The 7,351-nt window shown below is 29.7% G+C and carries 8 protein-coding genes; 7 read left to right on the plus strand and 1 reads right to left on the minus strand.

The genetic code is table 11. The features are described 5' to 3' along the window. Positions 1 to 283: 283 nt before the first annotated feature. The 6 genes from JJD95_RS18955 to JJD95_RS18980 all read left to right on the plus strand — a co-directional run bounded on the left by JJD95_RS18955 (position 284) and on the right by JJD95_RS18980 (position 4,854). Positions 284 to 490 (plus strand): hypothetical protein, encoded by a 207-nt coding sequence (locus JJD95_RS18955; RefSeq protein WP_291644876.1) that lies wholly within the window; start codon positions 284 to 286, stop codon positions 488 to 490. A gap of 153 nt (positions 491 to 643) precedes the next feature. Beyond that, the gene (locus tag JJD95_RS18960) at positions 644 to 1,072 is read left to right on the plus strand and encodes a MarR family transcriptional regulator (RefSeq protein ID WP_291644877.1); all 429 of its coding nucleotides are present in this window, start codon (positions 644 to 646) and stop codon (positions 1,070 to 1,072) included. A gap of 2 nt (positions 1,073 to 1,074) precedes the next feature. Continuing rightward, complete coding sequence (locus JJD95_RS18965) at positions 1,075 to 2,436, plus strand: MATE family efflux transporter (RefSeq protein WP_291644879.1); 1,362 nt, start codon at positions 1,075 to 1,077, stop codon at positions 2,434 to 2,436. A gap of 27 nt (positions 2,437 to 2,463) precedes the next feature. Further along, positions 2,464 to 2,613, plus strand: coding sequence for a hypothetical protein (locus JJD95_RS18970; protein WP_291644882.1), 150 nt, complete (start codon positions 2,464 to 2,466; stop codon positions 2,611 to 2,613). A gap of 630 nt (positions 2,614 to 3,243) precedes the next feature. Next, on the plus strand, positions 3,244 to 4,092 hold the full coding sequence (locus JJD95_RS18975; RefSeq protein WP_291644884.1) for a PRD domain-containing protein: 849 nt from the start codon (positions 3,244 to 3,246) through the stop codon (positions 4,090 to 4,092). 204 nt (positions 4,093 to 4,296) lie between these two features. Next, positions 4,297 to 4,854 carry a TetR/AcrR family transcriptional regulator C-terminal domain-containing protein gene (locus JJD95_RS18980; RefSeq protein ID WP_291644886.1) on the plus strand — a complete coding sequence of 186 codons (558 nt, stop codon included), beginning with the start codon at positions 4,297 to 4,299 and terminating at the stop codon, positions 4,852 to 4,854. A gap of 72 nt (positions 4,855 to 4,926) precedes the next feature. Here JJD95_RS18980 and JJD95_RS18985 read toward each other — a convergent pair whose 3' ends face one another. After that, positions 4,927 to 6,630 carry an oleate hydratase gene (locus JJD95_RS18985; RefSeq protein WP_291644888.1) on the minus strand — a complete coding sequence of 568 codons (1,704 nt, stop codon included), beginning with the start codon at positions 6,628 to 6,630 and terminating at the stop codon, positions 4,927 to 4,929. A gap of 394 nt (positions 6,631 to 7,024) precedes the next feature. On the opposite strand from JJD95_RS18985, the gene JJD95_RS18990 reads away from it, so the two are divergent. Next, positions 7,025 to 7,168 carry a hypothetical protein gene (locus JJD95_RS18990; protein ID WP_291644891.1) on the plus strand — a complete coding sequence of 48 codons (144 nt, stop codon included), beginning with the start codon at positions 7,025 to 7,027 and terminating at the stop codon, positions 7,166 to 7,168. Positions 7,169 to 7,351 lie beyond the last annotated feature (183 nt).

The raw sequence follows: 7,351 nt of genomic DNA on the forward strand, positions 1-7,351 counted from the left end.
AGATAATGCTACGAATAGCTTGGATTATCTAAGCTATCCGTACAATATATAGCACGAAGAAATTCTGAGGTGAAGTTGATTTTTGAGCAAAAATGAATCAAGAGTTAGCAATGCATTAAGAGTTTCCGAGAGTGCACATAAAATATAGAGAGGGGTAATTAAAATGGCTTTTATAAGTATGAGTGAATTAGCCTATACGGAATTTAAAAAATTCCTTAAGGGAAATAATGTAACCTCAGATGAAATAAGAATTAATTTAACAGGTAATGGCTGAAGTGGACCTGTGTTTAATCTTGTTCTGGATGGACAAAAAGAAGACGACAATGTTGAGAAAATTGGAGATATTAAATTAGTGGTAAAAAAGAGTGTTAATGATGAATTTGGAAGTTTAGTAATAAAATGTGGTGAGGAAAATGGTTTAGATGGTTTCTCTATCGAACTAGAAAATAAACAAGAAGGTGAATGTGCTAGCTGTAGTAGTTGTAGTTAAAAATCCAACTTAAAAACACCCTCTAAGGCGTGAATTTGTGCGCTTTAGGGGGTGTTTATTTTCATTATATTGATTGCTGTAAATAATGGTTGCCCAAGAAACTATTATGAAGTATAATAGTTTCTTAGGCAACCATTATGGGAGGAGGGAAATATGCGTAAAATAATAGGAAGGAATATTTCAATATTATATAGAAATGAAAAAAACTTTGTAGATGTTAAGCTAAAAGAATATAATCTAAATAAAGTTCAAGCGGAAGTATTGTTATTTTTAAAGGATGATAATGGGGCGAACCTAACTGAAATAAATGAATTATTTTTATTTAATAAGGCCACTATAACAAAAATAATCACCCATCTTGAAAAGTATAATTATGTTAATAGAGTAGTTAATGAAAGTGATAAACGTGAAAGGGGCATATATTTAACCGATAAAGGAAGAAATATATTTCCTATCATTACAGAAGTCTTGAAAGGATGGGAAGATATTCTTATTGATAACATCTCTAATGCAGATATTGAAAAAATAAGAAGTATATTAGCCAAAATGGTAGATAATATAACGACATTTACGGAGGATTAACAATGAAAGAAAGTATGTATAAACTAGGGAATATGGATATAAAGAAGCTGATCATGAAAATGTCATTGCCAGCAATGTTGTCAATGATTGTGCAAGCGCTATATAATGTTGTAGACAGTATGTTTGTAGCAAAAATATCAGAGCAGGCACTTACTGCTTTATCCATAGCTTTTCCAATACAACTTATAATAGTATCAATATTTGTGGGGTTTGGTGTGGGTATTAACTCATTTATGTCAAGAAAGCTAGGCGCGGGGAACAAAGATGATGCTATAAATACGGCGGAACATGGGTTTGCAATAGGCATTGTATTGGGGATTATCCTTGCTATCTGTTCAACATTTGTACCCGAAATGTTTGCTAAGATGTTTACTGACGACCCTGTTGTTATTGAATATGCAGTACAGTATACTAGGATTATTATGATGTTTTCATTTGGTAGCATTATATCAGAAGTGTGTATGAATATTTTGAGATCTACTGGGGACATGTTAAGTTCTATGAGAATACAATTATTAGGGGCAATAACCAATATTGTTCTAGATCCAATTCTTATTTTTGGATTGTTATTTTTCCCTAAATTAGGTGTGAAGGGGGCAGCAATAGCAACGGTTATTGGTCAACTATGTGCTATGCTATATGCACTTAAACTCGTACTTAGAAACAAAAATGGACTAAAACTAAATTTAAAGAAATTTCATTATAGTGGTAATATCACAGGTAAAATATTCAAAGTTGGAGTCCCTGCTATGCTTATGCAAATGTTGGGGTCCATAATGATATCTGGTATCAATTTAATTTTAGCAGGATTTTCTGGAACTGCTGTTGCAGTATTTGGAGCATACTTTAAATTACAGTCTTTTATATATATGCCTGTATTCGGTTTGACACAGGGAATCATGCCTATAGTTGGCTATAATTATGGCGCGAAAAATAAGCATAGGGTACTTGAAACTGTCAAGTATGGTTGCATATTTGCGTGCGCAATAATGCTTCTTGGTACCACTGTATTTGTAATATTCCCGAGGCAGCTGCTTATGCTATTTAGCAGTACACCACAGATGGAAGCAATTGGGATTGAGTGTTTGAGAATTATTAGTATAGGTTTTGTGTTTTCTGGAGTAGCAATAGTTATTTCCGTGGTTTTCCAAGCGATTGGTAAAGCAGAAGTAAGCCTTATTATATCTTTTGCAAGACAGATTATTATTTTATTACCATTGGCATTTATTCTAAGTAAACTAATTGGATTAACAGGAATATGGATAGCGTTTCCAATATCAGAAGCAGTTTCTTTAATAATTTCGGGGTACTTTGCAATTAAAGTATATCGAGAGAAAATTCAAGATTTAGAGGACGGAATATAAGATGTTTTGTTAACCTAAAGGATTGTTTTGAGGTTTAATAGATGTATAAGAGAGGAAGAAATTGGATTAAAGTATAATGGTATAGTAGATAAATTTATTTTTAATTTTAAACAATTAATTTCTAGTGGAAGAATAACAATAAATTTAGACCCGATTAATGGTAAAAATGGGTGTTAATGATTAGCAAAACAATTTGCGTTGCTAATCATTATTTATTGCTTACAATTAAAGATATTATAAATCCTAATACAAAAATAGGAAAATAGGAGAAAATTGATGCTTTCAGAAATATTAATAAGGAATTTCCAAATTGTCTTGAATATTTTATATTAAAAATAGAACAACAAATGAAAGGAAATATACTAAAAACCAAAGCAAATGAAAGGCGTGATAACCATATATTTTGAGTGTAATAAGATATAAAATACATAGAAATAGCACCAATAGTTATAGAGATACACAAAGATATAATCAGTATAATACAAAATAATATATTGTTTTTATAAGCCTTAAATAAATCTTTAATTCGAATCACCCACTTTATTATATTCTACAAATATTATATATAAAAGTCAACAGGGATATGCTAAACATTAGCAAACTCAAAGATATTAGTGTTGGAGAACTAATTTATAGAAGTTTATAGTTTATAGAATATTATAGTATAATAGGTATTATACTATAATATTAAATGATAATAATTGGGAAACGAAATTCATCTATCTCTATAGAGAACGGAGTCTCCCGTCGCAAGTAAAGATAAAAAAATAGGTAAAAATACAACCTATAAAACATGGAGGGAATTTAATGGAAATTGGAACTTCTGATTTTAATGTAATTAAAGTGTTTAATAATAATATTGTATTAGTTTATCAAGCAAATTTAGAAAAAATCCTTTATGAAAAAGGAATAGGATTTGGAAAGAATTCTGGTGATAGTATATCTAAATATATGTCAATAGAAAAAATACTTTCTATTGAGAATAAAATAAATTTAGTCAATTTTCATAAACTTTTAAATAGTGTTGAGATTGAAGTGATTGCACTTTGTGAGGAAATTATATATATGATATCTTCAGAACTAAATGAAAATTTACATGAGAAAATCCATGTATCACTAATTGACCATATAGAGGTTACTTTAAAGCAACTTAAAAACCATGAGAATATTGAAAACCCATTTTTAGCTGAAACTCAGACCCTTTTTCCAAGAGAATTTGAATTAGCCCAAAAGGCCTCAACTATGATTGAGGATAAAACAAATATTCACTTATTAGATGATGAAATCGGATTTATAGCTCTGCATATACAGTCTGCAAGAAATGATGGGAGATTGTATAATACAATGAAATATGCATTTATATCAAATACAATTATAAAAATGATTGAAGATGAATTAAGTGTTGAAATAGATAAAAAGTCACTTGGTTATGCTAGATTTATTACTCATATTCAATTTGCTATTCAAAGAATTTTGAATGATACGCCTATTCAAAATGAATTATTAGATACTATAAAGAATCAGTATGTTTCTTCTTTCAAATTGGCACAAAAAATTTCTAAATTCATTGAAGGAGAGTTAGAGCTAAAAGTTGTTGAAGATGAGACTTCATATTTGGCTAAACATATACATAGACTTAAATATTATAAAACATAGATAAACACTGGAATGTGATTTTTTTGTTAGTCTTTTTTCTATATTAAATTTATTAAAATGGAGTTCATCATATGAACTCCATTTTATTGTTTTTTTATAGAAACATTTGAAAATATAAATAATTATTTATATTTATTAGAAATTGACTAAATAATATATTCAAAATATAATATATATATGATTCTCAAAAAGGAGGTTTAAAGTATGTCAGAAATCACAAAACAAGCTTTAGCACAATCATTAAAAAATTTAATGAATACTACTCCTTTAGGTAAAATCACAATTAATGATATTGTTAAGGAATGTAAAGTAAATCGTCGTACATTCTATTATCACTTTCAAGATATTTATGCGCTTTTAGAGTGGATTTTTAAAAATGAAGTTGGAAATGTAATGGAAGAAAATATAACCTATAAGACATGGCAAGAGGGGTTTTTGAGAATATTTTATTATTTGAATGAAAACCGTAAAATGGTTCTAAATACTTATAATTCCATTGCCCGGGACAAATTAGAAACTCACTTGTACAGTGCAGTGTATAACCTCGTTTTAAATGTTGTAGATGAAATTACCTTAGGCAAAGAAGTGTCTGAAAAAGGAAAGGGATTTGTAGTGAATTTTTATAAGGTTGCGCTTGTTGGTTTATTGCTTGAATGGATAAGAAAAAATATGATAGAAAATCCAGAGCAAATTATTTATAATCTTAATAAAATAATAATTGGAGATACTCATAAAGCTTTATTAGAATTCAAAATACCTTAATGCTATTATTTATATAAAAGCTATGAAATTAAGTTTTTAAACTCATATTTCATAGCTTTTTATTCTTTAGACTTAAATTAAGCCTTCTAAACTTGTATTGCACAATAATTTTTTGATGATTGCTTCAGCTGGTAATGGTCTTCCACTATTCAGCGCTTTAGTTGCATTAGCAACAACACGTATATCGTATTGGCTAGGATATATTTCAGGTGGATTTTTTTCAAGTCCAAGTAAAGTATATACAGCCATAATAGCAGAACGAACTGAATATTCAACAGTAAATACACAATCATCTTTAACTTCTGCAAATTGACCTAAAAATGCAAGGTTTGAACTACCAGCAGGTACAACTTGTGGTCTATCTCCCTTAACTCGAGGCATAAATTGACTTGTAATATAAGGCATGATAGAAGGAATTACAATACATGTATCAATATATTCATCCATATCTTTTTCATCAATTCCTAAATGATATAAAAGTTCTTGTAATAATTCTTTACCAGTACATTCACTCATTTTCTTTTTAATGAAATCACCTTCGTTATTAGGGAATAAAGCATATGCCCATATAACTATAACATCATCTGGTTGATTAGTAAATTGAGGTTGTCTATTAACAGTAACACTTAATAACCAGTTTGAGTCTTTAACTGTTATTATTCCCCCTGTTGCAGTTTGATGTGGAGCGAACTCTCTTTCAGCAAATTTCTCCATAAGTTTTCTCATTTTAGGACCTTTAGCAGTTATTGTATATGATTCCCATGTAGTTTTATCAATATCACTACAGAATACTTCTGGTTTTCCGAACGCGCTATCTTTTTTAGCTATTTGTTTCCATAGACTCCAGCAGGCACCTTCGCTTCTATCGAGTACTGGTGCTTTATCCATATTTCCAAGTGTAGCATTTTCAGTCATAGATCCATTAGTAAAGAATACTAAATCATTTTCTGTAGTTTTAATAAGTTCTTCTTTTTTTTCATTACGAGTCAAATGGATTCCTGTAACTGTTTTTTTATCTGCAGTTATATCTATATCTAAATCAGTTACTTGTGTATTTAAGTCAAATACTACTCCTTGTGACTCTAACGATTTTTTTAGTGGAAGAATCATTGAATCGTATTGATTATATTTAGTGAAAACTAATCCTTTCATTTTACTCATTCCTGGCATTAGATGCATAAAACGATGCATATATCGTTTCATTTCTATAAGAGCATGCCAATTTTCAAATGCAAACATACTTCTCCAATATAACCAAAAATCAGTTTTTAAGAATGAAGCATCGAAAAATTGTTCAACAGTAATGGCTCCTAATGAATCTTCTGTAGCAAGAAATAATTTAGTAAGTTGTTTAACATGGTTTTCTGCTAGTCCAAGACTTGAAAAATCAAGTTTTTCTCCACGGTTAGCAATCGCACGACAGTTAGAGTAGTTAGGATCACTATCATTTAGTTCTTTAAATTCATCTAAAACAGTCCGTCCGGGTTCTTCTAATGATGGTACTTTTCCAAATAAATCCCACATACATTCATAATGTTCTTCCATTTCTCTTCCACCAAGTGCAACATATCCATCTTTTGCATTTCCAGCACCGTCCATAGAACCACCGAGTATATTTTTTTGTTCTAAAATAGTTATATTTTTACCGTCCATATGACCATCACGGATTAGGTATTCAGCAGCTGCCAATGAAGCGATACCCCCACCAATTAAATATGCTTTTTTATTTTCAATTCCTTCAGGCTTTATTGTTTTAATTCTTTCATAATTTACCACAATTAATCTATCTCCTTTTAATTTAAAAATTTTAGCCTACGTATAGAAAATCCAGTACTAAGTTTTTTATTTTGTATAGAAAACTTTTGTGTTGGACTGTCTATAACAATAATATAATTTTTATGAAAGAGAGTAAATCATCAAAAGAGGTCGTATGTGCAAATTTGCAACAAAACCTTTGATTTGTGAAAGTTAATCTTCAAAGTGAACTCACTCTAAGATACAAAATGTAAGTTACCTATTGGAATTTAAAGGTTACGGTTGTAAACTATATTTAAGGTTACACGGGTAACCCGAGAGGGGAATTAATATGAGCACATTGGTTTCTAAAATAACAAATTCAGAAGTTGAAGTTATGCGTGTATTTTGGGAAGCGAGCTGTTAACTTAATTTAATGGAAGATTATCACAAGACAGTTAAAACACCCAAAAACAAGGCAACCACAGGTAAAGTAGCAATATATACAGGCATTGTATCTACCATTGGGACTGGATTGCTTATAGGTTTAAAGATATGGTCCCAAAAAGGTAGAAAATAATATATGAAAGTATATATTTAATTTAAAAAATCACGCTTATCGAAGAGGCCACTGAAAAACTATATAAAAAATCGTCATCAAATTAAAGATGGCGATTTTTTTTGTATATATGACTAAAAGGCAAAAAGGAATTTTAAAAGATATGTCGAATAAGTATAGTAGAGTAAAACAAAAGGAGCTAAA

This window comes from Clostridium sp. (genome assembly GCF_016650035.1).
GTDB lineage: Bacteria > Bacillota > Clostridia > Clostridiales > Clostridiaceae > Clostridium_AD.